This window comes from Methylocystis sp. (assembly GCF_051061285.1).
Taxonomy (GTDB): Bacteria; Pseudomonadota; Alphaproteobacteria; order Rhizobiales; family Beijerinckiaceae; genus Methylocystis.
Genome location: NZ_JBPFEA010000048.1, coordinates 183,994 through 209,170 on the forward strand (window position 1 = coordinate 183,994; position 25,177 = coordinate 209,170).

The 25,177-nt window shown below is 62.9% G+C and carries 23 protein-coding genes, 1 tRNA gene, 1 pseudogene and 1 riboswitch; of the genes and pseudogenes, 15 read left to right on the forward strand and 10 right to left on the reverse strand.

The window, feature by feature from the left end; all coding sequences use genetic code 11:
• Window positions 1-114 precede the first annotated feature (114 nt).
• The 5 genes from ACR65T_RS17405 (at window position 115) to ACR65T_RS17425 (ending at window position 4,674) form a co-directional block, all read left to right on the forward strand.
• The gene (locus ACR65T_RS17405) at window positions 115-942 is read left to right on the forward strand and encodes a cytochrome c oxidase subunit II (RefSeq protein WP_434497664.1); all 828 of its coding nucleotides are present in this window, start codon (window positions 115-117) and stop codon (window positions 940-942) included.
• A gap of 115 nt (window positions 943-1,057) precedes the next feature.
• On the forward strand, window positions 1,058-2,824 hold the full coding sequence (locus ACR65T_RS17410; protein WP_434497665.1) for a cytochrome c oxidase subunit I: 1,767 nt from the start codon (window positions 1,058-1,060) through the stop codon (window positions 2,822-2,824).
• A complete protein-coding gene (locus tag ACR65T_RS17415) occupies window positions 2,821-3,531 on the forward strand; it encodes a cytochrome c oxidase subunit 3 (RefSeq protein ID WP_434497666.1) in 711 nt (236 codons plus the stop codon). Before ACR65T_RS17410 ends, ACR65T_RS17415 begins: the two co-directional genes overlap by 4 nt.
• Window positions 3,532-3,612: 81 nt before the next feature.
• On the forward strand, window positions 3,613-4,272 hold the full coding sequence (locus ACR65T_RS17420; protein WP_434497724.1) for a heme-copper oxidase subunit III family protein: 660 nt from the start codon (window positions 3,613-3,615) through the stop codon (window positions 4,270-4,272).
• A gap of 18 nt (window positions 4,273-4,290) precedes the next feature.
• The gene (locus tag ACR65T_RS17425) at window positions 4,291-4,674 is read left to right on the forward strand and encodes a cytochrome C oxidase subunit IV family protein (RefSeq protein WP_434497667.1); all 384 of its coding nucleotides are present in this window, start codon (window positions 4,291-4,293) and stop codon (window positions 4,672-4,674) included.
• Between the two features lie 190 nt (window positions 4,675-4,864).
• Here ACR65T_RS17425 and ACR65T_RS17430 read toward each other — a convergent pair whose 3' ends face one another.
• The 6 genes from ACR65T_RS17430 to dgcA form a co-directional block, all read right to left on the reverse strand.
• Window positions 4,865-6,292: an MFS transporter gene (locus ACR65T_RS17430; RefSeq protein WP_434497669.1), complete on the reverse strand. Its 1,428-nt coding sequence runs from the start codon at window positions 6,290-6,292 to the stop codon at window positions 4,865-4,867.
• Window positions 6,289-7,143, reverse strand: a complete 855-nt coding sequence (locus ACR65T_RS17435; RefSeq protein ID WP_434497670.1) for a polyphosphate kinase 2 family protein — start codon at window positions 7,141-7,143, stop codon at window positions 6,289-6,291. Before ACR65T_RS17435 ends, ACR65T_RS17430 begins: the two co-directional genes overlap by 4 nt.
• A gap of 32 nt (window positions 7,144-7,175) precedes the next feature.
• Window positions 7,176-9,737 (reverse strand): plasma-membrane proton-efflux P-type ATPase, encoded by a 2,562-nt coding sequence (locus ACR65T_RS17440; RefSeq protein WP_434497671.1) that lies wholly within the window; start codon window positions 9,735-9,737, stop codon window positions 7,176-7,178.
• Between the two features lie 118 nt (window positions 9,738-9,855).
• A complete protein-coding gene (locus tag ACR65T_RS17445) occupies window positions 9,856-11,046 on the reverse strand; it encodes an HlyD family efflux transporter periplasmic adaptor subunit (RefSeq protein WP_434497672.1) in 1,191 nt (396 codons plus the stop codon).
• A 39-nt stretch (window positions 11,047-11,085) separates the two neighbouring features.
• Entirely contained in the window at window positions 11,086-12,705 is a 1,620-nt protein-coding gene (locus ACR65T_RS17450; RefSeq protein WP_434497725.1) for an efflux transporter outer membrane subunit, read from the reverse strand.
• Window positions 12,706-12,788: 83 nt separating this feature from the next.
• Window positions 12,789-12,850, reverse strand: a riboswitch (Fluoride riboswitch).
• A gap of 55 nt (window positions 12,851-12,905) precedes the next feature.
• On the reverse strand, window positions 12,906-13,889 hold the full coding sequence (gene dgcA / locus ACR65T_RS17455; RefSeq protein ID WP_434497673.1) for an N-acetyl-D-Glu racemase DgcA: 984 nt from the start codon (window positions 13,887-13,889) through the stop codon (window positions 12,906-12,908).
• Between the two features lie 216 nt (window positions 13,890-14,105).
• Here dgcA and ACR65T_RS17460 point away from each other — a divergent pair, with 216 nt between their 5' ends.
• The 4 genes from ACR65T_RS17460 (at window position 14,106) to ACR65T_RS17475 (ending at window position 17,685) form a co-directional block, all read left to right on the forward strand.
• Window positions 14,106-15,254 carry an ABC transporter permease gene (locus ACR65T_RS17460; protein ID WP_434497674.1) on the forward strand — a complete coding sequence of 383 codons (1,149 nt, stop codon included), beginning with the start codon at window positions 14,106-14,108 and terminating at the stop codon, window positions 15,252-15,254.
• A gap of 8 nt (window positions 15,255-15,262) precedes the next feature.
• Window positions 15,263-16,117, forward strand: a complete 855-nt coding sequence (locus ACR65T_RS17465; protein WP_434497675.1) for an ABC transporter ATP-binding protein — start codon at window positions 15,263-15,265, stop codon at window positions 16,115-16,117.
• Window positions 16,090-16,992: an MlaD family protein gene (locus tag ACR65T_RS17470; RefSeq protein ID WP_434497676.1), complete on the forward strand. Its 903-nt coding sequence runs from the start codon at window positions 16,090-16,092 to the stop codon at window positions 16,990-16,992. Before ACR65T_RS17465 ends, ACR65T_RS17470 begins: the two co-directional genes overlap by 28 nt.
• A gap of 96 nt (window positions 16,993-17,088) precedes the next feature.
• Entirely contained in the window at window positions 17,089-17,685 is a 597-nt protein-coding gene (locus ACR65T_RS17475) for an ABC-type transport auxiliary lipoprotein family protein (RefSeq protein ID WP_434497677.1), read from the forward strand.
• A 23-nt stretch (window positions 17,686-17,708) separates the two neighbouring features.
• On the opposite strand, the gene ACR65T_RS17480 is transcribed toward ACR65T_RS17475, so the two are convergent.
• A complete protein-coding gene (locus tag ACR65T_RS17480) occupies window positions 17,709-18,515 on the reverse strand; it encodes a methyltransferase domain-containing protein (RefSeq protein WP_434497678.1) in 807 nt (268 codons plus the stop codon).
• Between the two features lie 235 nt (window positions 18,516-18,750).
• Between ACR65T_RS17480 and ACR65T_RS17485 the strand changes: the two genes are divergently transcribed.
• The 5 genes from ACR65T_RS17485 to ACR65T_RS17505 all read left to right on the forward strand — a co-directional run bounded on the left by ACR65T_RS17485 (window position 18,751) and on the right by ACR65T_RS17505 (window position 22,588).
• Window positions 18,751-19,140, forward strand: coding sequence for a 2Fe-2S iron-sulfur cluster-binding protein (locus tag ACR65T_RS17485; RefSeq protein ID WP_210266921.1), 390 nt, complete (start codon window positions 18,751-18,753; stop codon window positions 19,138-19,140).
• A gap of 189 nt (window positions 19,141-19,329) precedes the next feature.
• A complete protein-coding gene (locus ACR65T_RS17490) occupies window positions 19,330-20,379 on the forward strand; it encodes an NAD(P)/FAD-dependent oxidoreductase (protein ID WP_434497679.1) in 1,050 nt (349 codons plus the stop codon).
• Window positions 20,380-20,417: 38 nt separating this feature from the next.
• The gene (locus tag ACR65T_RS17495; RefSeq protein ID WP_434497680.1) at window positions 20,418-21,104 is read left to right on the forward strand and encodes a 4'-phosphopantetheinyl transferase family protein; all 687 of its coding nucleotides are present in this window, start codon (window positions 20,418-20,420) and stop codon (window positions 21,102-21,104) included.
• A gap of 63 nt (window positions 21,105-21,167) precedes the next feature.
• A complete protein-coding gene (locus tag ACR65T_RS17500) occupies window positions 21,168-21,755 on the forward strand; it encodes an SRPBCC family protein (protein WP_434497681.1) in 588 nt (195 codons plus the stop codon).
• Between the two features lie 128 nt (window positions 21,756-21,883).
• Window positions 21,884-22,588 carry a sulfate transporter family protein gene (locus tag ACR65T_RS17505; protein WP_434497682.1) on the forward strand — a complete coding sequence of 235 codons (705 nt, stop codon included), beginning with the start codon at window positions 21,884-21,886 and terminating at the stop codon, window positions 22,586-22,588.
• Between the two features lie 16 nt (window positions 22,589-22,604).
• On the opposite strand, the gene ACR65T_RS17510 is transcribed toward ACR65T_RS17505, so the two are convergent.
• Window positions 22,605-23,636: a complex I NDUFA9 subunit family protein gene (locus tag ACR65T_RS17510; RefSeq protein WP_434497683.1), complete on the reverse strand. Its 1,032-nt coding sequence runs from the start codon at window positions 23,634-23,636 to the stop codon at window positions 22,605-22,607.
• Window positions 23,637-23,820: 184 nt separating this feature from the next.
• Between ACR65T_RS17510 and ACR65T_RS17515 the strand changes: the two genes are divergently transcribed.
• Window positions 23,821-23,905 (forward strand) — tRNA-Leu (locus ACR65T_RS17515).
• Between the two features lie 198 nt (window positions 23,906-24,103).
• Here ACR65T_RS17515 and ACR65T_RS17520 read toward each other — a convergent pair.
• Together ACR65T_RS17520 and ACR65T_RS17525 are read right to left on the reverse strand one after the other, a co-directional pair.
• Window positions 24,104-24,811: a hypothetical protein gene (locus ACR65T_RS17520; RefSeq protein WP_434497684.1), complete on the reverse strand. Its 708-nt coding sequence runs from the start codon at window positions 24,809-24,811 to the stop codon at window positions 24,104-24,106.
• Window positions 24,812-24,917: 106 nt separating this feature from the next.
• Window positions 24,918-25,028: pseudogene (locus ACR65T_RS17525) on the reverse strand (DUF6471 domain-containing protein); the annotation flags it as partial.
• Window positions 25,029-25,177: the final 149 nt, after the last annotated feature.

Below are 25,177 nucleotides of genomic sequence, written 5' to 3' on the forward strand. Positions count from 1 at the left end.
AACCCCCGACGAGTCGCGCATAACGACAGCGTCACTTTGACGCGCGACGATGAGCCGGTCTATATAGGCCGTCGGGCCATATCGATCGCAACCACCGGCGAGGTCAAAGCACGCATGTCTATCGCCATCGCTATGGTCCTGGTCGTCGCGGGTTCGATCCTGTTTCACGTGTTGAGTCCCTGGCGGGCGACGCCGATCGCGTCGAACTGGGGCTTCATCGACGATACGATGGGGCTGACCTTCCTGGTGACGGGGGCCGGATTCGTCGCCGTCATCCTGTTTATGGCGTATTGCCTCTATCGCTTTCGCCATGTGCCGGGCAGGCGCGCCGCCTATGAGCCGGAGAATCAGAAGCTCGAAGCCTGGCTTGGAATCGTCACGACGATCGCCGTCATCATTCTCCTCGCGCCCGGCCTGTTGGTCTGGGGCCAGTTCATCACCGTGCCTAAGGACGCGATGGAGATCGAAGCGGTGGGAGTCCAGTGGAACTGGAGCTTTCGCCTGCCGGGCGCTGACGCCCAGCTCGGCTCGAGCGATGTGCGCTACATCGACTCAACCAATTCCTTGGGTCTGAGCCCGGCCGATCCGAAGGGACAGGATGATCTGCTGATCACAAGCGGGGAACTGCACCTGCCGCTCGGCAAGCCGGTCAAGGTCCTGCTGCGATCGATCGACGTCCTACATGACTTCTATGTCCCCGAGATCAGGGCGAAGATGGACCTCGTGCCGGGCATCGTCACATATTTTTGGTTCACGCCGACCAAGATCGGCGAATATGAGATACTCTGCGCCGCCTATTGCGGCACAGGGCATCCGCAGATGCGCGGCAAGATGGTCATAGAGTCGGAGGCTGACTTCGAGACCTGGCGCACGGCGCAGCAGACGTTCGAGCAGTCGCGCAAGAGCGACGCAGGCCGAGACAAGCGGGCCTCTGCTCAATGACGCTCACCGATGCGAGTTGCGCCGCTTTGACATTCATCGCCGCTGATCGAGCGCCGCTGCGACGGGGCTCGATCAATCGCCGGAAGCGCGATAGCGGCGAAGGGAGGATCGTTCCATGACCGACGCCAGCGTACCACAGAACGTCGCGCCGCCGCCGGCGGAGGTGGCGGACGTCGAACTCTATCACGCTCACAGCTGGATCACGAAATATGTGTTCAGCCAGGACGCCAAGGTCATCGCCATTCAATACGCCGGCACGGCCATCACCGTCGGCATTTTGGCCCTGGTGCTGTCATGGGTGATTCGCCTGCAGCTCGCCTTTCCAGGCGCAATCCCGTTCATTGACGCCAATGTCTATTACCAGTCCGTGACCATGCATGGCATGATCATGGTCGTCTATATGCTTACCGCCATCTTTCTCGGCGGCTTCGGCAACTATCTCATTCCACTGATGGTGGGCGCGAGGGACATGGTGTTCCCTTACGTCAACATGCTCAGCTACTGGGTCTATCTGATCGCGACCCTGGTCCTCGTCTCGAGTTATTTCTTCCCTGGCGGGCCGACCGGCGCCGGCTGGACCCTTTATCCGCCGCAATCGATCCTGACGGGCACGCCGGGCCACGAATACGGCATCATCCTGATGCTCGTTTCGTTGATCCTCTTCATCGTCGGCTTCACGATGGGCGGACTGAATTACGTGGTGACGGTGCTCCAGGCGCGCACCCGAGGCATGAGGCTGATGCGCATGCCGCTGACGGTTTGGGGGATCTTCGCCGCCGCCGTGATGGCGCTTCTCGCTTTCCCCGGCCTCTTCGTCGCCTGCGTCATGCTGCTCCTCGACCGCACGCTCGGCACGAGCTTCTTCATGCCGTCGCTCGTCGAACTCGGCGAGCGCAAGGACTATGTCGGCGGCAGCCCGATCCTGTTCCAGCACCTGTTCTGGTTCTTTGGGCATCCGGAGGTCTATATCGTTGCGCTGCCGGCCTTCGGCATCGTTTCCGATCTGATCAGCGTGCATGCGCGCAAGAACATCTTCGGCTACAGAATGATGGTCTGGGCCATCATCGCCATCGGCGTGCTCGGCATGGTGGTCTGGGGCCACCATATGTATATCAGCGGCATGGACCCGTGGTTCGGGTTCTTCTTCGCGGTGACGACGCTCGCGATCGCGGTGCCGACGGCGCTGAAGGTCTATAATTGGGTGCTGACCCTCTGGCACGCCGACATCCATTTCACGACGCCGATGCTGTTCGCGCTGGGGTTCCTCGTCACCTTCGTCAACGGCGGCATCACCGGCCTTTACCTCGGCAATGTCATCGTCGACGTGCCGCTGTCGGCGACGCTGTTCGTCGTCGCCCATTTCCACATGGTGATGGGCATCGCGCCGGTGCTCGTCATCTTCGGCGCCATCTATCATTGGTATCCGAAGATCACCGGCCGCATGATGGACGAGCGGCTCGGCAAGATTCACTTCTGGATCACCTTCCTTGGCGCCTATGCGATCTTCTTCCCCATGCACTATCTCGGCGTGCTCGGGATGCCCCGGCGCTTCTATGAGATGGGCGAAACCGCCTTCGTTCCCGCGTCGGCCGCCACGCTCAACATTGTCATCACCGTCATCGCCTTGGCGGTCGGTTTCGCGCAGTCGATCTTCTTCTACAATCTGTTCAAGAGCCTGAAGCATGGCGCGCCGGCCGGCGGCAATCCGTGGCGCGCCGCTTCGCTCGAATGGCAGACTCCCGAAACGCCGCCGGGTCACGGCAATTGGGGCAAGAATCTGCCGGTGGTTTATCGCTGGCCTTACGCCTATAGCGTGCCCGGCGCGCCGGAGGATTATCTGCCGCAGAACGCGCCGCCGGTGAGAGGAGAGCGTTCGCCATGAGCGTCATGGGGCTCTTCTTCGTCTTTATCGCCACGGTTGCGATCATGTGGTTGGTGCGCCAGGGGGTGCTGGAGTCGCCCTGGCTCGAGGAAGGCGAGGTCGCGCATTATCGTCGCGCCGGCGGCGCCGAGCCGCCGACGGCCGGGAGAGTGGGGCTCGCGGTCTTTCTCGCCGTCGCCGGCTGTCTGTTCTCTCTGCTCGCCGCCGCCTTTTTCATGCGCGGCGACGCGCCCGACTGGCAGATGCCGCCGATCCCCGGCGTGCTCTGGGTCAACACTTTTCTTCTCGCCGCCAGCAGCGTCGCGCTGCAGGTCGCGGTCTTCGCCGCCCGGCGCGCCAACGCCGAGCGGGTCAAGACGGCGCTGCTTATCGGAGCCGTAACCGCGGCTCTTTTCCTGATCGGCCAGATCTGGGCGTGGCGCGAGCTTCTCGAGCTGCGATTCTTCGCCTCGAGCAACGCCGCCAACGCCTTCTTCTATCTGCTGACGGGCGTGCATGCGCTGCATCTCATTGGCGGTCTGGTGGCGCTTGCGCGAACCACCGACAAGGTGCGCGGCGCCGAGCGAATCACCAAGGCGCTGACGACGAGCGTCGAGCTCTGCGCCATCTATTGGCATTTTCTGCTGTTCGTCTGGTTGCTGATGTTCGCCATGCTGATCGGTTGGGCCGATGGTTTCGGCGCCATCTGCCGGCGTCTGCTTTCGTAAAGGGAACGCGCTATGACGGCGGAGCCTGTCACGACTGAACATGTAACGACTGAGCCCACGCTGCGGAGCAGCCTGCACGGCATGGTCGCTGACTGGTCCTCGGATCAGCGCTCTTTCAAGAGCGCGTCCTGGGGCAAGGCGATGATGTGGATCTTCCTCGTCAGCGACACCTTCGTCTTCAGCTGCTTTCTGATTTCCTACATGACGGTGCGCATGTCCACGACGGTGGAATGGCCGCACCCGAGCGAAATCTTCGCTCTCGAGATCGGCGGCAAGAAAATCCCGCTCATCCTCATCGCCATCATGACGTTCGATCTCATCACGAGCTCGGGCACCATGGCGATGGCCGTCAACTTCGCCTATGCGCGCCAGCGCAGGAAGGCCGCGATTTTGATGCTGGTGACGGCGTTCTTTGGCGCCGCCTTCGTCGGCATGCAGGCCTTCGAATGGACCAAGCTCATTCACGAAGGCGTGCGGCCGTGGGGCAATCCCTTCGGCGCGGCGCAGTTCGGCTCGAGCTTCTTCATGATCACCGGTTTTCACGGTTTCCACGTGTCGATCGGCGTGATTTTCCTGCTCATCGTGGCGCGCGCCGTCTGGCGCGGCGATTATGACGTCGGACGGCGCGGTTTTTTCACGAGTCGCAAGGGCCGATACGAGATCGTCGAGATCATGGGCCTATATTGGCACTTCGTGGATCTTGTGTGGGTCTTCATCTTCGCATTCTTCTATCTGTGGTGACGTCTCCGACAGGGGGAAATGATGACGGCGACGACGGACGATACGACCCATAGCCATGTTCATGTCGCGCAAGCGGCGCAGCCCGCGGCGCAGGCGCATGGCCAACAGCATCCGATCAAGCTCTATCTTCTGGTGTGGGGGCTGCTCTTCTTTCTGAGCGCCTGCTCCTATCTCGTCGATTATTTCGACTTTCAGGGCTATTTGCGCTGGTTCCTGATCGTCCTGTTCATGCTGCTGAAGGCGGGGCTCATCGTCGCCGTCTTCATGCACATGGCATGGGAGCGGCTGGCGCTGGTCGTCGCCATTCTGGCGCCGCCGATGGCGGTGCTGGTTCTGATGGCGATGATGGCGTGGGAAGGCGACTACACCAATTATCTGCGCGTGATCTTTTTCGGCGCGTGACGCGGGCTTGCCCGCTCCGCCTGAATGAATCGCGCCGATCTCGGGCCGTCGGAGAATCGCGAATGCGAAGGGACGATCAGCGCGTCGCCAATAAGGCGATCCTCATCGTCCTCGCGGCGGTCTGCCTCGTCATGATCATTTTTCTCGGCGCTTGGACGCTGGTCGCGCATCTGCAATAGCGCCGCCTCGGCTATTCCTCGAGCGCTCCCTCCTCATTGACCGCATGCGCCAGGCCGGCCGTCGTCACCAGCCCCGCGACGCTGACGGCGACCATCAGGGCGACGACGCCCGTCAGTCCCCAGCCGGCCTGCAGCTGCGGCACCACGAACGTGCCGAAAGTGGCGCCGACCTTGGCGCTGGCCGCCGCGAAGCCGCTCGCCGAGGCGCGAATGGTCGTCGGGAAAAGCGTCGGCGCGAGGGTGAAGGTCGTGGCGTTGGGGCCGGCGTTCATCGCGAAATTGAACAGCATGAAGCCGCCGATGACGAAGGCGAGATGCGCATTCGCGCCATTGTCCGACATCGCGGCGAAGAGCAACAGCAGCATGCCGAGCCCCATGCCGCTAAATCCCGCGACCTGCATGGTGATCCGGCCAAAGCGCGGAACCGCCCAGAGGCTCGCCACAAAGCCGATGATCAGAAAAGCGTCGACGATGGCGCTGCCTTCCGCGTCGGCGAAATCGGCCGCGAGCGAGCCCGCGTCGGCGGCGCCAAGATGCATGGCGCCGAGAATGACGGGCGTGAACAGGCCGACGCCGTAGGTCGCGACGTCCATCAGCATCCACGGCAAGGAGACGAGCATCGTGCGGGCGCGAAAGGCTTCGCTGAACAACGCTGAATAGCCGACGTCCTGCGCCTTGGGCGCGGAAGCCCGCTTCGACGCCGCAAGGGCGACCGGTTTGGCGCCGAGGTTCTCGGGCTTCTCGCCGAACTCGACCAATAACGTCCTGAGCAGCGCCCTTGCCTCGCCGATCCGCCCCTGCGCCACCAGCCAGCGCACGCTTTCCGGCGCCCATAGGCGCGCAGTTAGAAAAAGCAGCGCGATGGCGCCGCCGGCGCCGAACAGCAGCCGCCAGTCTTCCGTCGAGGGCCTTAGCTTCAAAATGGCGAGGCCGGCGAGAGCCGCCGCCGCCATGCCGACCGACTGCAGGGCGATCGTCGCAACCGTCATTCTGTTGCGCGTCGCGCGCGGCATGAGCTCCGACACATAGGCGCCGCTCGTCGGAAAATCGATGCCGACGCCAACGCCAAGCAGGAACTGCGACAGCAGGATGACGCGGGCGTTCGGCGCCGCCGCGCCGATAAAGCACGCGAGCGCGATGATCGCCATGTCGGCGATGAAGATGCGCTTGCGGCCGAATCTGTCCGCGCCGATGCCGCCGAGCGCCGACCCCGCGACCGCGCCGAGCACCAGCGCCGATCCAATCAGGCCGACGAAAAGCGGACTGATCGGAAAGTCGCGCTTGAGCAGCGGCAGCGCGACGCCCAATCCGGACACTGAGAAGCCGTCCAGAAAGGCGCCGCCGCTCGCTGCGAGCCAATAGGCGTAATGGCGCCATGTCATCGGCGCTTCGTCGAGCGCGGAAAAGACCGAGGCGGCGTTCAATGGCGAGGCCGTCACCCGGCCTTGCTCCGTTCCTCGTCGTTCTTTGCTTGTTGATAAAGCTTGCGGATTTCGTCGATGTCGACGGAGGGCTTAGGCAGCTTCAGATTAAGACCGTCGAGCGTATCGGCGATGATGCTGGAAACCGCCAGATTGCGAAACCATTTGTGATTTGCCGGGATGACGAACCAGGGCGCATGTTCGGTCGAGCAGCGCGACAGGGCCGCCTCGAAGGCCTTGATGTAATCGTCCCATTTTTGGCGCTCGGAATAGTCGCTGGCGCTGATCTTCCATTGATTCGCCGGATCGTCGAGCCGCGCCTTGAAGCGCTTGAGCTGTTCTTCTTTGGAGATGTAGAGAAAGAATTTCAGAATCGTCGTCTTGTTTTCTACCGTGAGCAGCTTTTCCCATTCATTGATGAAATCATAGCGCGGCTTCCACACCTCTTTTGGCGCGAGCTTATGCACGCGCACGACGAGCACGTCTTCGTAATGCGAGCGATTGAAGATCGAAACGTAGCCGCGCTGCGGCGCATGCGGATGGACGCGCCACAGAAAGTCGTGCTCCTGTTCTTCGGGAGTCGGCTGCTTGAACCCGGTCACTTGCACGCCTTGCGGGTCCATGGCGCTGATGACATGCCAGCAGGTGCCGTCCTTGCCGGCGCTGTCGATGCCCTGCAAGACGATCAGCAGAGAATGCGTGCGGTCGGCGTAGAGTTTGCGCTGCAGCTCGGTGATGCGCGCAAGATGGCGCTGCAACTCCTGCGCCGCTTCGGCGTCATTCGCATAGTCGCCATGAAAACCCGGGTCGATTGATCCAAGATTGACGTCCGAGCCGGGTTCGACGCGGAACTTCTTGACGAATTTCATGTGCTCCGCCTCCTTCGTCTCGTCGCTCTCGTTCAACCGGCGAGAGCGACGCGGCTCGCCGTCAGGTGCTTGTCGCGCCGCCCGGCCAGACGCCAGTAGATCATCTTCACAATCTCAGCCATGACCACCCAGAGCAGGCAGTAAAGCCACACGCCGACGATCGCCGCGCCGGGAACGGCGTCGACGCCGACCCCGAAGAGGCAGAGCAACACGGCGACGACCTGCGTCGCCGCGATCGCCCAGAAGAGTCTGGCGCTGGGATAAGGCGGCGCAAAAATCGCTTTTTTGGTGCGCACGCTGAGGAGCAGCAGATGGCCGCCGACGGCGAGTTGGAGAAACAGTAGGGTCTGGAGCTGGCCGGGATCGATCGGGATCATCGTCTGCAGCGTATCGTCGAGCGTCCAGCGCATGCCGATCAGCAAAAACCCGAAAGTCTCGGCGACCGCGATCAGTCCCATCAGTGAAGCGAAAATGAAGATGCGGTGCATGTCCCATCTGACCGGCTGCGGCGCGACGGGGACATTGTCGTAGGCGATCGTCATGATCGGGATGTCGTCGAGGAGCGCGAGCGCGACGATCATGATGGCGGTGAGCGGCTGAAAGTCGAAAAACACGATCGACGCGACGACGACGATCATGATGTCGAGCGTCATGGCGATCCGATAGTAAATATAGCTCTCGATGCGCTGGAAAATCTGGCGCGACACGCGGATCGCATTGACGATGGTCGAAAGTCCGGGCGCCGTGAGGATCAATGCGGCGGCGCTTCGCGCCGCATCGGTCGCGCCGCTGACGGCGATGCCGCAATCGGCTTGTTTCAGGGCCGGCGCGTCATTTACGCCGTCGCCGGTCATCGCGACGATATGGCCGACCGACTGAAGCGCCTTGACGATCTCATATTTGTGTTCCGGGAACACTCTGCCGAATCCGTCGGCCCGCTCCACCGCGTCGACGACGCTGCGCGGCAGAGCGCCGGCCTTGACGTCCCCTTTGAAGACATCGCTCGCGACGAGAAGATGCGAGCCCATGCCGAGCTGGGCGGCGATCTCATCGCCGATGGCGACGTCATCGCCGGTCACCATCTTGACTTCCAGGCCGAGCTTGCGCGCCTCCGCGATTGTCGTCTTGGCGTCGGCGCGCGGCGGGTCCATCAGCGAGATCAATCCGACCAGTTGCCACCGCGCGCCATCTTCCGACATGGCGACGCCCAGCGCGCGCTGGCCTTTGACGGCGAGCGCCGCCACCTCGTTCTGATAGCGCTGCAGAGTCTGCGAATCGGGCCGCACGAGCGCGGATATCGCCTGCGGCGCCCCCTTGGCGTAATGGCGAACGCCGCCAGAGGCGTCGGCGACCGTCGAGATGGTGCGTTTGCTGACGGGATCGAACGGCGTGAACGCCTTCTGCTTGAAGGCGTCGAGCGCATCATGCGCCGGCAGCGCCGCCATCACGGCGAGGTCAATCGCGTCTTCGCTGCTTTTTTGCGTCGCCAGCGCAGCGAAGAGCAACACGTCGTCGCTCTTGAAAGCGCCATAGGAAATGGCGCTTTGCACCGTGAGCTTGTTCATCGTCAGCGTGCCGGTTTTGTCGCTGCACAGCACGTCGACCCCGGCAAGCTCCTCGATCGCATTCAGGCGCGAAACAATGGCCTTCTGCAAAGAGAGCGCATAGGCGCCGATCGCCATCGTCACGGACATGACCGCCGGCAGCGCGACCGGAATCGATGCGATCAGCAGCACCAGCACATATTGGGCGATGGAGCCGACGCGATCCCAGCTCCAGTCGTCCGGCGCGATGACTTCCCGATAGAGCTGCGCGCCGACGAGGATCAGCGCCAGAAAAAATGCAAGCACGAGGAGAAAGTCGCCGACCTCCGTCACCGCGCGCTGCGAATGCGAAACCGCGCCGGCGGCGCCGACGAGCTTCGCCGTGCGCCCGAAGAAGGTGCGCTCGCCCGTCGCCGTGACCACGCCAGTCATGGCGCCTTGTTTAGCAATTGCGCCCGCATAGGCGTCGTCGCCGATTTTCTTGGAGACGGGCAGCGATTCGCCGGTGAGCGCCGCCTGATCGCAGCTCAAATAATCGCCTTCAATGAGCAGGAGATCCGCGGGGATGATCTGGCCCGCGGCGACGCTGACAATATCGCCCGGCGTCAGTTCGGCGGCCGGGATCGTCGTCCAGGCGCCGTCGCGCATTACGCGCGCGCGGGGCGCGAGGTTTTTCTTTAGGGCCGCGAGCGCGTTCGCCGCCTTGTTGTCCTGCCAGAAGCCGACCACGGCGTTATAGAGAAGAAGACCCGCGACGACGCCGAAATCCGGCCAATCCCGCCGCACGGCGGAGATGACGGCGGCGGCTTCGATGAGGAACGGCAGCGGCCCCCAGAAATAGTTGAGCAGACGGCGCCACTTGCTTTCCGTCTTGTCCTCTAGCGCGTTTGGGCCGTATTCCGCGAGCCGCCGCGCCGCTTCGGCGGCGGTGAGGCCGCTCTCTGTCGTCTTCAGCGTCTCAAGGCGCTGCGAGATTCTGACCTGCGCCGGATCGAGCGAAAGGGCTGGCGAAGATTGGCCCGCCGGCGTTTTCGCGCTGACGTCCGGCATGCTTGCTCTCCCCATCAGATCATCAAAATATCCGAACCGAATCTTACGGCGTGATCCTAGTCTCGCCAAGAGACTCGCTCAAAAAGGCAAGCGCGAATCGAAATTAACCGTGCACAGTCTATTCGGCGGCTGTGCAGGCGCCGCCGTCGTTCGACGCGCCTATGGCGTTATCCTTGACGATCTTGTCGGCGCGCGCCTTCGCATCTGCGAGATCCTTGTCATAGACGTCGGTCAGATATTCATTCGTCGTCGTCTTGACGATCGAGTGATTCGGCGATTGCAGCGGGCCGGACACATCAATCGAGGCGACCGTCGACAGGCCAGGACGCAAGGGCTGTTTCTGGAGTTCGTCCGGCCGCAGGGCGATGCGCACCGGAATGCGCTGAACGATTCGAATGAAGTTGCCGGTCGCGTTATCGGGGGGCAGAGCGGCGAAAACGGCGCCGGAGCCCGGAACGAGCCCCGCCACTTGTCCGTGGTAGATGTGTTCCGATCCATAGAGATCGACCTTGATCGTCGCCGGCTGCCCGGGGCGAACCCTGGCCATCCTGTTTTCCCAGAGATTCGCTTCGACCCAGAGATGGTCGAGCGGCACGATATTGAGAATGGCGTCGCCGGGGCGCACCCGCCTGCCGACCTGAACGCTGCGCTTGGCGACATAGCCGGTCGCCGGCGCCCGAATGTTCTGGCGCACGAACTCGACGTAAGCGTCGTTGTATCGCGCCTTGGCGGCTTCGATGTCGGGATGATTCATCCGCGTCACGCCGACGACGCGCGCCTCGACCGACTGATATTCCGCCTGCGCTTCCCGCAGATCGGCTTCCAACGCGGCGAGCTGGTCCTCGGTATTCTGCAGCACCTGTCGCGAGGCGGCGCCGCTCAGCGTCGCCTCGCGGTATCTTGCGAGATCGTGGCGCGTCCTGTCGCGAAGCGCGGCGCGGGAAATGACCTTTTGGCAGACCTGTCGGCGCTGCGCGTAAAGCGCGCCGACGGCGCGAACCGCGCGGCCGAGTTCGGCCTCCGCCTGTGCGAGCGCCGCTCTTGCGCGTTGGCCGTCGAGGCGCACGAGCACGTCGCCCTTCTTGACGAGCTGCGTTTCTTCCGCGAGCACGGCGGCCACGACTCCCGTCGCGTCCGCCTGAACCGGGATGATGTTGCCGGTGATGAAGGCGTTGTCCGTCGTCACCCAGTCGCGGTCGTAAAAATACCATCGCGAGAAAGCGATCAGCGCGCCGACAAGACCCGCCGCAATGACGATCTTGAGCAGAAATTCTCTGCGGGAGCGGATGCTTTTGCGGGATAGCGCCATCGATGGGGTTCGCGTTCTTCTGATAGAGGCGTGGCGCGTTCAGCCGCCGCCAAGCGACTGGATCGTCTCGACGGCCGGCGTCAAAGGGTCGGATTCGGGCGCCGGCTTCGGCGCGGCCAGCGGCGGACCATCGGCATAGCCGCCGCCCAGCGCCTGATACAAGTCGACGGCGGCGATCAGCCTGTCGCCTTCAAGCGCGCGCTGCGCGAAGCCGGACTCAAGAAGATCAACGCGCTCGGCGACGATTTCGCGGCGATCCTTAATGCCGTCGCGCAGCCGCGATTGCGCGAGCTCATATTGCACGCGCGCCACACGCAGGTAGCGGCTTTGCGCCTCATATTCAGCGCGCGCGCGCTTGAGATTGGCGATAGCGTCGGCGACCTGCTGCGCCGCTTGCAGCAGCGTCTCATTATATGAGTCCACCGCCTGATCATAATCGGCGTGCTGAAACTCCAGATTTCCACTCAGGCGGCCGCCCTGAAAAATGGGCAGGCGCAGTCCGGGCGAGACCGCGTAGCCGATCGCCGATGGCGTGAAGAGATAGCCCGCGAGTTTGCTGATCTTCGTCGAGGTCACCGAGCCTTCGAAGCCGCCGGTGATCGCGAGATCGATCGAGGGAAGAAACATCGTTTTGGCGACGTGAACCCGGGCCGCCGCCGCCTCGGCGCGGCGCAGCGCGGCGGCGAGATCGGGGCGGTGCGCGAGCAGTTCAAGCGGCAGGCTTCGTGGCAGCGGCGGCGACGCCGGCGCTGGCGCGCTTCGGCCGGCGTAAAGGTCGCGCGCGGCGTCGGGTCCTTCGCCCATGAGCCGAGCGAGCGCATCCTTCTGCAGCGTCACCAGCGCCTGCGCGGCCGCTTCGCGCCGGACGGCGTTTTCGAATTCGGCGCGGGCGATCTGCACCCCGTCCAAGGAGTCGAGTCCGGTGCGATAGCGGGTTTCAGCAAGCGCAACCAGATCGCGGCGCAGACGCGTCAAAGCTCTGGCGACCTGGAGCTGGCGCGCCGCGGCGTAGCCGCGCAGATAGGCGCGCGCGACCGAGGCGGTCAGCAGCAGGCGCGCCTGCTCCAATTCGGCCTCCTGCGCCGCCGACTCGCCGATCGCCGAGTCGAGCAGAGCCCGGTTTTTCTGCCAGAAATCCAGCTCCCAGGTCAGCGCAAGCGGATTGATAAAGGCCATGGTCTTCTGCAATCCGCCCTGCGCCGGATTGTAGGAGGCCACGACGCCATGCAGCGGGTTGCGCGACTGCCGCATGCCGAAGGTCGCTTGGACCTCCGGCAGAAGCCTCGCGCCGGCGACCTGTACAATGGCGTCCGCGCCGCGCAGAGTGTCTTCCGCTTTCTTGAGGCTTTGATTATCGCGCAACGCCTTGTCGATGACGCCGTCAAGCTCTGCGCTGCGAAAAGCGCGCCACCATTCCTCGCGGGGCCAAGCCATTTCGCCAGCGGCGGCTTTCAGGCCGGATCTGGCCAGCGTGCGCTCCATGGCCGGCGCGCCGAGAAATCGGGCGCGCTCTACCGGCATCGTGGGCCCGCAGCCAGCGAGAAAAAGCGCGATCGGGGTTCCGCAGCACAGCCATCGAGTTGGCGTCCCGCGCCGAATCGCGCCGATGCCCCAGGCGGCGATGCGCCCGCGGGAAGGGCGCAGGCGGCAAGGGCGCAGGCGGGAAGGCGCACGACAGGGTGCGGGCTCGTTAAGCAACAGACACTCCTACCCAGCGCCGACGATCTTAAGAAGGCGGCGGCGAGTTCGCAGGAGTCATCAGCCTTGCGGCGGTTATCGGGGGAACCCCATCCCCATCCGTTAAAACTTAGTTTACGACCGAGCTACCGGTCAATAAGTCCAGATGGCGAGTTCGCGCGCTATCCCCAGAGCTCCGGCGCCGGCGGCATGAGGGTCGATCCCTCATAGGACAGCCCGGGGACGCGATCGCGGGCCAGAAGCAGAGGCCCGTCGAGGTCGACGAAGGCGGCGATCTGCCCCACCAGAACGGCCGGCGCCATGCCGAGCGACGTCCCCACCATGCAGCCCGCCATTATGGAAAAGCCCATCTCCTGCGCCGCGCGCGCCAGCGCCAGCGCTTCGGTCAGGCCGCCGGTCTTGTCGAGCTTGACGTTGATTGCGTCGTAGCGGCCCTTGAGCGGCGCGAGCGAGGCGCGGTCATGCACGCTCTCGTCGGCGCAGATCGGCACGGGGCGGGGCATGGTCGCGAGAATGTCGTCCCGGCCCGCCGGCAGAGGTTGCTCAACGAGCGAGACGCCGTGATCGGCGCAGGCGGCGAGCTGGCGGGGAAGGGTTTCCGCCGTCCATGATTCGTTGGCGTCGACGATAAGGGCCGAATCAGGGGCGCCCGCGCGCACCGCGGCGAGGCGCGCTTCATCGCCCTCGCCGGCGAGCTTAATTTTCAAGAGCGGGCGGTCTGCCGCCCTTTCCGCCGCGGCGCGCATCTGATCGGGCGCGCCGAGCGAGATCGTGAAGGCCGTCACGAGCGGCAAGAGCGCCTCGAAACCTGCCGCGACATGGGCCGGAACGCCCGAAAGCTTGGCCTCGAGGTCCCACAGGGCGCAATCGAGCGCGTTGCGCGCCGCCCCCGCCGGCAGCAGGCGCTGCAGAGCGGCGCGGTCGGCGCCGGCTTCGAGGGCGTCGCGCGCGCTTTCAATTGTGGCGACGACGCTTTCGGCGCTTTCGCCATAGCGGGCGTAGGGCACGCATTCGCCCCGCCCGACGCCGCCGCCTTGAACCAAAGTCGCGGTCACGACGACGGCTTCGGTTTTGGCGCCGCGCGAAATCACGAAGCTGCCGGCGATCGGGTAACTCTGTATGGCGACAGATAGTTTTCGCTTCAAATCTCTCTCCGGCGCCCGCGTCGCGCGGCTGTGTTCGGCGCTTGCGATGTGCGCCGACGCGCTTGCTGACGTCAATTCACGAAGTTATGACGCTTTTGCAAGAGGCGGCTTTACAAGCGGCTGCGCGCCGGCCCGCGTCAGCGGCGCGCCACAATCGTCGGATAGGATGACGCCATCAATGAGCCGATTACTGACTCCAGCGCGGAGCGAAGCCCGATGACCGTCGCGGCGATGCAGCGTCCGCCCAAAGTCACGCGCCAGTCCTCGGCGGCGGGCGTGCGCCTTGCGCTTTCGGGCGACTGGACGCTCTTCGCCTCTCGGCGCCTGGAGGAGGAGGGGAGTCGAATTGTCGAGGAGGCCCGCCTCGACCGCATGGTCGCGATCGATCTTTCGCAAGTCTCGCAACTCGACACGGCCGGCGCCTGGCTGATCAATCGCGCGCGGCATGATCTGGCGCGCCGCGACGTCGCGGTCACGCTCGAAGATGTGCGTCCTGAATATTCGACTCTGCTCGAAGAAACGCATTACCGCGCCTTCGCTGCGCCCTCGCGGCCGCGTTTCAACGTCATCTTCGTTCTGCTTGCGGACTTTGGCGAATCGATCGCGGATGCGCTTCACGAATTTTACCGCGGCGTCGGCTTTCTCGGCGAATTCGTCTCCTCGATGATGTATGTGGCGGCCAATCCGCGGCGGTTCAGGCTCACTTCGCTCGTCGCGCAAATCGAGCTGGTCGGCTTTCGCAGCGTCCCGATCATCGTGCTGATCAACATTCTGGTTGGCGGCATCGTCGCGCAACAGGGCATCTTTCAGTTGCTCAAGTTCGGCGCGTCCAGCTACACGGTCAGCCTGATCGGCATCCTTGTCTTGCGCGAACTCGGCGTGCTGCTCACCTCGATCATGATCGCCGGCCGTTCAGGCTCGGCGATCACCGCCGAACTCGGCTCGATGAAAATGCGCGAGGAGATCGACGCGCTGCTGGTGATGGGACTTTCGCCCTTCGAGGTGCTGATCGCGCCGCGCGTGCTTGGTCTGGTGATTTCCCTGCCGATTTTGACGTTTCTCGCCGACATAGCGGCGCTCTTTGGCGGCCTGCTCGTGTCCTGGTGGTATGGGGGGATAAGCCCGGTGGCGTTCGCGTCACTGCTCAAAGAAGCGATCGCGCTGCATACGTTTCTTGTCGGCATCATTAAAGCGCCTTTCATGGCGCTGGTGATCGGTCTCATCGCGTCGATGGACGGACTCGCGACGCAGGGCTCCGCCGAGTCGCTTGGCCGGCAGGTCACCTCGTCGGTCGTGAAATCGATCTTCATGGTCATTGTGATGGATGGGGTGTTCGCCGTATTTTTCGCGGCGATCGACTATTGAGCGCGGCGATGACCAGTTCCTCGGCTGACGCCAACGACGCTCAACCGCGTCCGAACCGCGACGTCATTATCAGCGTGCGCGATCTCGTGGTCGGCTTTGGCGATAAAACCATCGTCAAAGGGCTAAATCTCGACGTTTACCGCGGCGAGGTGCTCGGCGTCGTCGGCGGCTCCGGCCAAGGAAAATCGGTTCTCACCCGCACGATACTTGGACTCACGCCCACGCGGAGCGGCTCCGTTCAGGTTTTTGGACAAAATCGTGACATGCTGCAGCCGCTCGAGCGGCGCGCCTTGGAACAGCGATGGGGGGTGCTATTTCAGAACGGCGCGCTGTTTTCCGGCCTCACGGTGAAGCAGAATATTCAGATGCCGATGCGCGAAACGCGCGACCTCTCCGAGCGACTGATGGACGAGCTGGCGTTGCTGAAGCTTGAGCTTGTTGGCCTCAGCCCCGACGCCGCGGACAAATTTCCGTCAGAATTGTCAGGCGGCATGGTGAAGCGCGCGGCCCTGGCGCGCGCCTTGGCGCTTGATCCCGAGCTTGTGTTCTTGGATGAGCCGACATCGGGACTCGATCCGATCGGCGCCGCCGAATTTGACGCGCTGATCGGCACGCTGCAGCAGACCCTCGGGCTGACCGTGTTTATGGTGACGCACGATCTCGACAGCCTGTATTCTATCTGCGACAGGGTGGCCGCGCTCGCTGAAGGTCGGGTCATCGCCGCAGGGCCGCTGGAAACCTTGCTCGCGTCCGACCACCCGTGGCTGAAAGCCTATTTCCACGGCGTGCGCGGCGGCAGACTGACTGCGGCGCGCGTTGAGCAGAAGGACGAACAATGGAAACCCGCGCCAACTACGCCCTGATCGGCGCTTTCACGCTGGCGGTCGCCTTCGCCGCCTTTCTCTTCGTCTACTGGTTTTCCGGACCGAGCCAGCTTGGCCGGCAGGACACTTTCCAGATCGTCTTCACCGCGGTTTCAGGGCTGACCCGCGGGTCCTCGGTGCTGTTCAACGGCGTGAAAGTCGGCGAGGTCACGCATCTTGGCATTTCTGAACAAGATCCGAGCAAGGTCGACGTGCTCGTCAGGATCGACAGCAGAACGCCGGTCAAGACGGACACGCGCGCGCGTCTCGAGACGCGGGGCTTTACGGGCGTTTCCGACGTCCTGCTCGTCGGCGGCACGCCCGGCGCGCCGGCTCTGACGGCGCAAGTCGGCCAGAAATATCCCCAAATTCAGGCTGAGCGCTCCGAAATCCAAAATTTGCTGGTCAATGTTCAGAGCCTATCGACGAAGGCCGCTGAACTCCTCACGAAACTCGACAAGCTCATTGACGATAACGGTCCGGCCATCACCGCGACGCTCAAAAACGCTGAAATCGTCAGCAAGACTCTCGCCGACAACTCCGCTTCGATCACAAGCTTCATCCGCGACGCATCCGATATTGCGCAGTCGATGAAGCCGGTGGCGGCGCGGCTCGATAAGGTCCTCGCGGCCGGCGAAAAGACGATTAAGGCGATTGATCCCAAGCAGATCAAGGCGATCACCGGCAATATCGCCGGGGCTTCGGAACGCATCAACCGTTTCGCCGCGACGGGGCTGCGCGAATATGAACAGCTTGCAGTGGATGGGCGCAAGGCGGTCGACTCATTCGATCGCACGCTGCGTTCGGTCGAGAAAAACCCGTCACAATTCATCTTCGGGCCGTCCCAGTCCGTGCCGGAGTATCAAGGCCGCTAAATCAATCCAAGGCGTGGCTTTGAGCCGATGCGCGGATCGTTTAGAAGGACGTCGCGCCCGACGGGGCGCGCGGGCGAAATGGGGCGACGGGTCGGCATGAAACTGGAGGCGTCCGCTACGACGCAACGAAAGGTCGCGCAGGCCACGGCGATCGCATCGCTTGCGTTTCTCGTGACCGCCTGCGCCCAAGCGCCGCGCGAGACGTTCGATCTGACGACCGAGGCGGGCGTTTTGCGAAGCGTCGCCTTGCGGGGCGGCCCCGCGGTCTTCGTGCCCGAACCCGCTGCGCTCGCTCCGACCTCCTCAGATCGCATCGTGGTTCGCGCCGGCGACGACAGCGTGGCCGTTCTTCCCGGCGTGCAGTGGTCGGATCCGATGCCGCGTCTTTTCCAGCGCCGCCTGATCGAAGCGCTGCAGCAGCGCGGTCTTTCAGCCTCTGCCAACTTTGGCGGGCAAACAATACTGCAGACGGATGTGCGGCGTTTCGAGGTCGACGTCGCCCGCAATCTCGCCGTCATTGAAGTTTCCGTCCAGCTCGTCGACTCGGTCGGCGGCCGGGCGAAAGCGGCGCGGATCTTTGTCGAAGAAACGCCGGCGCCGGAACACACCGGCTCGCCGGCCGCGCGGGCGCTCGGTGAGGCGGCGGCGCGTATCGCGCTGCGCATTGGCCAATGGACGCGCGCCCGGCTGTAGCGACGCCGGCAGGGCGCAATCGCTCAGTCCGGGATCGAACCGTCCCACAGCATGATGTTCAGGCACGCGAGAAACGCGCCGCTTTGGGACGCCGCTTTAGACGCGCTCGACCAGTCTTCCGCCTCGTCTCGCGTCAAGACGCCCGCGGACACGCAGTTCTCCGTCACGCGCGTGAGGTCGAAGATGACCTCCGCCGCGTCGAGGCTTCTGACGATCAGAGCATGCGCCTTGCAGTCGATGTTTTCGACGCCGCACTTTTGCAGCAGAACGCCGATCTCTCGGCCGATGTAAGGATTGGCGAAAGACTTCTCCCATCGTCCCGCCAGCTTCGCCCCGGTTTCGAGCTTTCCGTTGTAGACGAAATATGTTCCCCAATCGGGCTCGGCGACGACGATTCTGCCGCCCCTGCGCGTCACCCGGACCATTTCGCGCAGCGCCTCGATGGGGGCGCTGATGTGCTGCAAGGAGCGGTCGATTCGAACGCCGTCGAACTGGCGATCGCCGAAGGGCAGGCGGCGGGAGTCGCCGCCGACGAAAAGCGCATTGGGAAGCCCCCGCGCCCGCTCGCGCGCCAGGCCGAGAAAGCCATGCGCCGAATCGAGCCCGAAGACGTCGGCGCGCGGGAAGCGCCGCGCGAGTCCGATGACGTCGAAGCCGACGCCGCAGGCGACGTCCAATATCTTGCTGTTGCCGGATATTTGCAGCGCGTCCCAGGTCTCCTGCTTGTAGCGCTGGAAAAAAGGCGTTTCGTTCATGAAATCGAGACAGCCGGTCAGCTCGGACCGCAGCGCGCCATCGGCGTTCCGGAAGCTTAAAGCGATGTCTGTCATATGCGCGCCTCTTTCGGCCTTCGCCGGTGAATTCATCGAATGTGGCCTGGGGTCGCGCGCGCTGGGAGGGGCTAGCGCCGCAAACGGACGGGTGCTAACTGAACGGCGACAATTTGGGCAGCGCTGGCGGCGCAACCGCACGACGCGCGGAAGAACAGTGGCTCGTGGCTTCCCGCTTCAAGCACAGTCGGGACCGCCGCTAAAGTCGAGCATGCATGAGGAAGAGACAGGCGTCATGGCGAAGATGAGCTTTGAGGATGCTGCGACCCGCTATGGCGCGGAACCGGGGGGCGGCGCGCCGACAAAGGTCAAGATCACCTTCGTCGACTCCCAGGGTCAAGCCCGATCCGTCGAGGGCGAGGTCGGCTCGACTGTGATGGAGACAGCCCGACGCAACGATATTCCCGAGATCACCGCGGAATGCGGAGGCGCCTGCGCCTGCGCCACCTGTCACGTCTATGTCGATGAAAAATGGGCCGAAAAGACCGGCAAGGCGTCGCAGATGGAGGAGGATATGCTCGACTTCGCCTTTGACGTGAAGCCGAATTCGCGGCTGTGCTGCCAGATCACCGTAAGGCCGGAACTGGACGGGCTGGTCTTAACGACCCCCGCCCAGCAGGGCTGACGCGCAATTTTTCCAGACTGCGCCCGAGCGGGTTTGAATCTCTCGACAAATGCGATAGACGAACCGGCGGGGCGAAATTTGAAGCCGGCCGCCGCGCAAGACGCGCGCGCAGCGCCGGGCGGCGGCCCGCACGCGGCGCGAACGGCGCCTTCGATCTTCCGCGTTTGAGGATTTAGTCGGGAATTGACGATGAACCAGCTTAAAGAAGCCGCGATCGAAACCGATGTGGTCATTGTCGGCGCCGGCCCGGCGGGTCTTTTTTCGGTGTTCGAACTTGGCCTGTTGGACATCAAGGCGCATGTCATCGACATTCTTCCGCGCGCCGGCGGCCAGTGCTCGGAACTCTATCCCGAAAAGCCGATCTATGACATTCCCGGCCTGCCGGTCTGCACCGGCCAGGAGCTAACGGACAATCTCCTGAAGCAGATCGAGCCGTTTCATCCGACCTTTCACTTCAACGAAATGGTCGAGACGCTCGTGTCGCTGGGAACGGCCGAAAAGCCGGAATTCCGCCTCAGCACCGACGCGGGAAAAATTTTCCACGCCAAGGTCGTCTTCATCGCCGCCGGCGGGGGATCGTTCCAGCCCAAGAAGCCGCCGATCCCGAAGATCGAGTCCTATGAGGGGAAGTCGGTGTTTTACGCCGTGCGCCGCATGGAGGACTTCCGCGACAAGAACGTCGTCATCGTCGGCGGCGGCGACTCGGCGCTCGATTGGACGCTCAATCTGCACCCGGTGGCGAAAAGCGTCACGCTCGTTCATCGTCGCGACCAGTTCCGCGCCGCGCCGCATTCCGTCTCGGCGATGCAGGAGCTCGTGGCGGCGGGCAAGATCGACTTCAAGCTCGGCCAGATCACCGCGGTCGAAGGCGAGGATGGCGAACTCGCGAGCGCGATTCTCAAGGGTAATGACGGCGTCGTCGAGAAGCTCGCCTGCGAGCGCCTGATGCCGTTCTTCGGCCTCACCATGAAGCTTGGCCCCGTCGCCGATTGGGGGCTTCAGCTCAATGAAAACCTCATTCCCGTCGACACCGAGAAATTCGAAACGAGCCATCCCGGCATTTTTGCCGTCGGCGACATCAACTCTTATCCCGGCAAATTGAAGCTCATCCTTTCGGGCTTCCACGAGGTCGCGCTCGCCGCGCAGAAGGCCCATCGTTACGTCTATCCCGACAAGAAGCTTCTGTTCCAATACACGACATCCTCGACCAATCTGCAAAAGAAGCTCGGGGTCTCCTGACGTCGGCCGACGCTGAGACGTCCGCCGCCTTCGTCGATGTGTTCATCATCGACGTCGCGCAGATCGCCGCCGACGAATGGCCGAAGCTCGCTGCGCTTCTCGATGAAGCCGAAACAGCGCGGGCGGCGCGTTTCGCTTTCGAGTCCGATCGCCGCGCCTATGTCGCCGCGCATGCGCTGTTGCGCGCAAGCCTTTCCGAGCGCGCGACATGGGTTGCGCCCGCCGCGTGGCGATTTGGCGCGACGCCGCACGGCAAGCCCTTCCTGCTGTCGCCGCGCGCCGGCCTTGACGTCAGCCTGTCGCATACCCGCGGCATGGCCGCTGCGGCGATCGCGTCGGGACGCGACGTCGGCGTCGACGTCGAGTCGTTTCTCAAGCCGCGAGACGCGCTGAAGGTGGCCGAGCGCTTCTTTGCGCCCGAAGAGGCGGCGATCGTGCGCGCCCAATCCGATCCGGAGTCGCAGAGCGAAGTTTTCTTTGCGATCTGGACTCTCAAGGAGGCTGTCTTGAAGGCGGACGGGCGCGGCCTGGCGGGCGGGCTCGACAGCTTTGTCGTGAGCCTGTCGCCGCTCGCCGTTAGCAGCGGTCCCGACGAGAGCTACGGCGTTGCGCAATGGCGGCGCGCGGGTTTCTTCGTCGCTGCGGCGGCGCGCGGCGGCGATGTCACTTTCCGAATCGAGGAAGCGCGCGCGAGCGCGCTGATCCGGACGGGTCAAATCGTTTGAAGCCTGAGCCCGGCGCGCTAGTTCTGTCGCGAGCTCTTGTCGCGCAGGCATTGGAGGAGATTCATGGCCACCTTGCTATTTATCGTCATTTGCTATGGCGCCGCTTTGCTTGCGTTGGCCATTTATCTTCAGCCGGATAGTTTCGTCGTGCGGCGAGAGGCGGTCATCAATTCGCCGCCGCGCAAGGTTTTCGCGGCGATCAACAATCTGCGCAATTGGGAATCTTGGTCGCCCTGGGCGAAACTCGATCCAAGCGCTGAAACCCGTTACGAGGGACCCGCCGCCGGTCCCGGCGCCGCCTTCGAATGGGCGGGCGACAAGAATGTCGGCGCAGGGCGCATGACCATCGTCGACAGTCGGCCGAGCGAGCGCGTCGATCTCAGACTCGATATGCGTAAGCCCTTCGCCGCGGCCAATGACGTGACCTTTTTTCTCGCTCCTGACGGCGAACTGACGAAAGGTCGCTGGCTCGCGCGCACGCTGGGTTTGGGCGGCGATTCTGCGGCGCATAAGACTCATGTCGTTTGGAGCATGTCCGGCAACGCCAGTCTCGCCAGCAAGGCGATGAACATCTTCGTCAGCCGCGACAAGATGATCGGCGATCAGTTCGAGAAAGGCCTCGAAAATCTCGGCGCGCATCTCAGCACATAGCGACAGACCTCTGACCCCGCGCGGCTCTTGCGTCGCGCGCTGCGAAACGCCATCTGGATGGCGGCCGCAGCGCGCTCGCCGATTCTGCGGCGCGACTCGCCGTGATTGATGCAGGTGTTTGACTCGTTATGACCGAAATGTTCGAAGCCGCTTTGGCGGCGCTGCGCCAGATCGTGACGCCGCCGTTCCGGGCGGTCCTCGTCAAGAGTCTGGGCATGACCTTCCTGCTGCTGGCGCTGGCCTGGGTCGGTCTCGATAAGCTCGCTATGTCCTTCGTGATGGTCGAGCATCCTTGGCTGCAGACGGCTCTCACCTATGCGATGGGCGCCGGACTGTTCTTCCTGATGGCGTTTCTCATCGCCCCCGTCTCCGTGCTGGTTTCGGGATTATTCCTCGACGATCTCGCCGATCATGTCGAAGCGGACCTCTATCCGCCGGGACAACACGGTCGCGCCATTCCGGCGACCCAGGCGATTTTCATGGGCCTGCGCTTCGCGGGGATTTCGGCGGTCGTCAATTTTTTCGCGCTGCTGCTGCTCTTCGTGCCGGGAATAAACGCCGCGGCCTTTCTGCTCGCCAACGCCTATCTCTTCGGTCGCGAATATTTTCTCTTCGCCGCGACGCGCTTTCGTTCGCTACAAGAATCGGAAGAGTTGCGCCGTCGCCATGCGCTGCGGCTCTTCGTCGCCGGACTGTTCATCGCCGTCTTCGTCGCGACGCCGGGACTGAACGTGCTGACGCCGCTCTTTGCCGTCGCCTTCATGACCCGCATCCATCGGATGCTGCCGCCAAGCCCGCGCGGAGAAACGGCGCAGTCCGCCCGCCGACGCTAGCTCGGAAGCGACGTCGTCAACGCGAGGCGGATTCGCCCAGCCGCTGCGTCTGATATTGCCCCACTTTGCGGAAGCGATAGAGATAGGTGGGAACGATCGACTCGATCGATTGCGGATCGGCGATTCCCAGCCCCTGGAGGGTGCGCGCTTCCGCCTTCGCCGCATCGCTGACGACATTGTCGCGTTTGAGCAATTCGACCTGATCACGCGTCATGCGCAAGAGCGTCGGGAACAGTCCCAGCGAAAGCTTGGTCAGCAGCTGCGTCACGCTGGCCATAAGCTTGCCGGCGCCGAAGGAGAGTTTCAGGAGGCGGCGCTGGCGCTGCGTCACCTTTAGAACATAATCGACGATCTCCGCGAAGCTTTTGACCTCCGGACCGCCGAGTTCATAAGCGACGCCCGGCTTGGCGCGGCCGGCGAGCGCGATCGCCACCGCGTCGGCGACGTCGCCGACATAGACCGGTTGGAATTTCGTCTCGGCGCCGACGATCGGCACGAGGGGAAAGTAGCGCGCCATGGTGGCGAAGCGGTTGAAGAAATCATCTTCCGGCCCGAAAATCACAGAAGGGCGCAGGATGACCGCGGAAGGAACCGCCGCAAGCATGGCGGCTTCGCCTTCCGCCTTGCTTCGGCCATAGGCCGAACGCGACTGCGGATCGGCGCCGATGGCGGAGATGTGGACGACATTATCGATGCCGGCGGCTTTCGCCGCCTCGGCGATCACGCGCGCGCCGCCCGCCTGCACGCTCGAGAATTTCTGCGCGCCGGTTTCAGCAAGGATGCCCACGAGATTAACCACCGCCGAGGCGCCGCGCAGGGCCGCCGCGATCGACTCCGGACTGCGCACATTCGCCTGCACCGCCATCACCTGGCCAACACGGCCGAGCGGCTGAAGAAAGAAGGCAAGGTCCGGCCGCCGGCAGGCGACGCGCACGCGCCAGCCGTCGCGGGCCAGCGCCCGGACAACATAACGGCCGACAAAGCCGGAGCCGCCGAACACCGTCACCACCCGTCCTTCGCCAATGGTCTGGTTATTGTCGCCGATCATCGCGATTTGCTCCGCTTGCGCCGCGCCGGATTCCGCCGGAAAAAAGGTCGCTAAGGCTCTAGCGAAATTTGACGACGAAGGAAATGCGCGAGGCGGGCGCCGCCGCGACCTCGGCGGCCATGTGGTTTTGCATAAAGCGCGCATTGACACGAGGCGGCCGCTGCCCCTATGAGACGCGCTCTAAGCCCAGGTGGCGGAATTGGTAGACGCGCTGGTTTCAGGTACCAGTGGTGAAAGCCGTGGAGGTTCGAGTCCTCTCCTGGGCACCATCCAGATGGATTTAATCAATATTTTTCAAGCAGTTGCGCGTCAGGATGTCAGTCGGTCCCACAACTAGTCCCACACTCGCATGATTTCCCGATTTGCAGCCGAGCTTATTTGGCTCGGCGCGCGCTATCCCTCGCATGCGCGCCTGCGCTTCCGGAAGAACTGACAAAGTGAGCGCGGCGGCCCGGTGTGGGCTCGTTCTAATAGGCGCCGTTGTGAACACCGCCTTCGCATTCGGGGAAACTAATGGCGGTTTGCGCTTTTCCGTCCGCATTGACAGGACCGATTTGAGTTGCCGTAAGCTCGTTACAAAATTCGGTGCGATGAACTTTCCTATCTTCGAAAACATCAAAATATTCAGTCCATCCCCAAACGAAGATTCTGATTTTTCCCTCTCTAGCCAATTTGAAAGTCTGCAAAGGGATTCTCATTACCGCACTTCCGGTAGTTTGTCCGGGTCCCATTACGGTTCTTTCGGGGGAGCTGGAGCTGTAATTCTCATCTTTTTCGAGATCGGGGAACGTATAATTGTCAGGCAGCCCCTTTCCACCGAATGCCTTCCAATTAATCCAACGAGAAACCCTCATTGCGGGTGTCGACCCGCTATTTTTCCAGAATGCAGTGACTATCTGGAAATCTCCCATTATCCCGCTTTCGAAGGAAGCTCGGTAGACGAAAGCTTTTTGGACGGATTCGAAATCGTTTCCCGAGCTATGCGTTTCATTCCACTGCAATACAGCTATAAAAACCAAAACGCCGGTGAATATCGCGAGCCAAGCCGTGAATCCGGCAATAGCGTCTGTTTGCCCAAGATACAAACACCTCGAACGTCCCTTTATCCTGCTTTCTATTTTTTTGCGACGCTCGGCTTCCTTGGCCTCATACTTCTCTTTGGTCCATTCGCGCATAAGCAATCCGTCCGCCGAGAAAACATCGGCTTTGCAATGGCAGTAATTGGTTCGATCTCACCATGGCTATGATGGCGATCGTAATTCTGATCGAGGCTAGTTGCCGTTAGATGTCTCCCAAGTCTATGCCGGTTACGCCGAGAACGGCAATGCAAGCTAGAAGAAAAATCGCGGAGAATGTTCCCCGCTTCAGCTTCATCGGGATCGAGGCTTCGGTTTCGTTGAAACCCGGCCGTCAGCGAGCGCTTCCCGGCAAAGGACGATCTTCTCTGTCCGCTTAAATATGTGGTGAATATCGACGTAGGGCTTCACGTCAGCGTCTGAGTCGAATATTTGCATCGACGCCAATACATGCGCGCGATCGGC

Coding starts and splice junctions, on each gene's coding strand:
- ACR65T_RS17405 (WP_434497664.1), top strand. CDS start 115: ATGTCTATCGCCATCGCTATGGTCCTGGTCGTCGCGGGTTCGATCCTG.
- ACR65T_RS17410 (WP_434497665.1), top strand. CDS start 1,058: ATGACCGACGCCAGCGTACCACAGAACGTCGCGCCGCCGCCGGCGGAG.
- ACR65T_RS17415 (WP_434497666.1), top strand. CDS start 2,821: ATGAGCGTCATGGGGCTCTTCTTCGTCTTTATCGCCACGGTTGCGATC.
- ACR65T_RS17420 (WP_434497724.1), top strand. CDS start 3,613: ATGGTCGCTGACTGGTCCTCGGATCAGCGCTCTTTCAAGAGCGCGTCC.
- ACR65T_RS17425 (WP_434497667.1), top strand. CDS start 4,291: ATGATGACGGCGACGACGGACGATACGACCCATAGCCATGTTCATGTC.
- ACR65T_RS17435 (WP_434497670.1), bottom strand. CDS start 7,143: ATGAAATTCGTCAAGAAGTTCCGCGTCGAACCCGGCTCGGACGTCAAT.
- ACR65T_RS17440 (WP_434497671.1), bottom strand. CDS start 9,737: ATGCCGGACGTCAGCGCGAAAACGCCGGCGGGCCAATCTTCGCCAGCC.
- ACR65T_RS17445 (WP_434497672.1), bottom strand. CDS start 11,046: ATGGCGCTATCCCGCAAAAGCATCCGCTCCCGCAGAGAATTTCTGCTC.
- ACR65T_RS17460 (WP_434497674.1), top strand. CDS start 14,106: ATGACCGTCGCGGCGATGCAGCGTCCGCCCAAAGTCACGCGCCAGTCC.
- ACR65T_RS17465 (WP_434497675.1), top strand. CDS start 15,263: ATGACCAGTTCCTCGGCTGACGCCAACGACGCTCAACCGCGTCCGAAC.
- ACR65T_RS17470 (WP_434497676.1), top strand. CDS start 16,090: ATGGAAACCCGCGCCAACTACGCCCTGATCGGCGCTTTCACGCTGGCG.
- ACR65T_RS17475 (WP_434497677.1), top strand. CDS start 17,089: ATGAAACTGGAGGCGTCCGCTACGACGCAACGAAAGGTCGCGCAGGCC.
- ACR65T_RS17480 (WP_434497678.1), bottom strand. CDS start 18,515: ATGACAGACATCGCTTTAAGCTTCCGGAACGCCGATGGCGCGCTGCGG.
- ACR65T_RS17485 (WP_210266921.1), top strand. CDS start 18,751: ATGGCGAAGATGAGCTTTGAGGATGCTGCGACCCGCTATGGCGCGGAA.
- ACR65T_RS17490 (WP_434497679.1), top strand. CDS start 19,330: ATGAACCAGCTTAAAGAAGCCGCGATCGAAACCGATGTGGTCATTGTC.
- ACR65T_RS17500 (WP_434497681.1), top strand. CDS start 21,168: ATGGCCACCTTGCTATTTATCGTCATTTGCTATGGCGCCGCTTTGCTT.
- ACR65T_RS17505 (WP_434497682.1), top strand. CDS start 21,884: ATGACCGAAATGTTCGAAGCCGCTTTGGCGGCGCTGCGCCAGATCGTG.
- ACR65T_RS17510 (WP_434497683.1), bottom strand. CDS start 23,636: ATGATCGGCGACAATAACCAGACCATTGGCGAAGGACGGGTGGTGACG.
- ACR65T_RS17520 (WP_434497684.1), bottom strand. CDS start 24,811: ATGCGCGAATGGACCAAAGAGAAGTATGAGGCCAAGGAAGCCGAGCGT.